Annotated in this window: 1 protein-coding gene; it reads right to left on the bottom strand. The window is 39.1% G+C overall.

All coding sequences use genetic code 11. The features are described from left to right. Positions 1–186: 186 nt before the first annotated feature. The coding region (locus tag E1163_RS30335) for a hypothetical protein (protein WP_221417915.1) at positions 187–547 on the bottom strand (361 nt) is incomplete at its 5' end.

Below are 547 nucleotides of genomic sequence, written 5' to 3'. Positions count from 1 at the left end.
TTTTTTTCTTTGAGAACGTTATCTTCTGGGGGGTGTAAAAGTAGCTTAAATCATTTGTTAGCCAGATTCATTAAACTAGAAAAAATCATAAACTTCAATTTAAAGATATGAATGATGAGAAAATTTCTGATGGCGATGTACATTCCATCTCTGTTGTCAGCATCACGGATTAGGCGGATTTAGGGATTATATGACGCGAAATGCCAGTACTATTACCCAAATAATAGTAATGAGTATACTTATCCAGAGCATTCGCTCTGCATTATTTCGGCTTGATGCGTCATAAACATAGACCTGTTCACCATTAGGCAGCGTCTTTTTTAAGGTTAAATGGCCCCAGCTTAAATATATGCTCCAAAGGCCGGCAGATACAGACCCCAGGAAAATATTGAGCCACCAGGTAAAGTCGATGTCGAATTTTTCTGGTTGTCGCAGGTCTTTTAACCTCTTGTCTTTCATCTTTTGGAGCATATCGTCGGTAATTACCTTTCCCCTTTTCTCAAGAATTAGCTGAGAAAGGCGATAGTCCTCGCGACTCCATTCATCT

Source organism: Fulvivirga kasyanovii (assembly GCF_009711405.1).
Lineage (GTDB): Bacteria > Bacteroidota > Bacteroidia > Cytophagales > Cyclobacteriaceae > Fulvivirga > Fulvivirga kasyanovii.
This window is presented reverse-complemented; position numbering and strand designations above follow the sequence as displayed.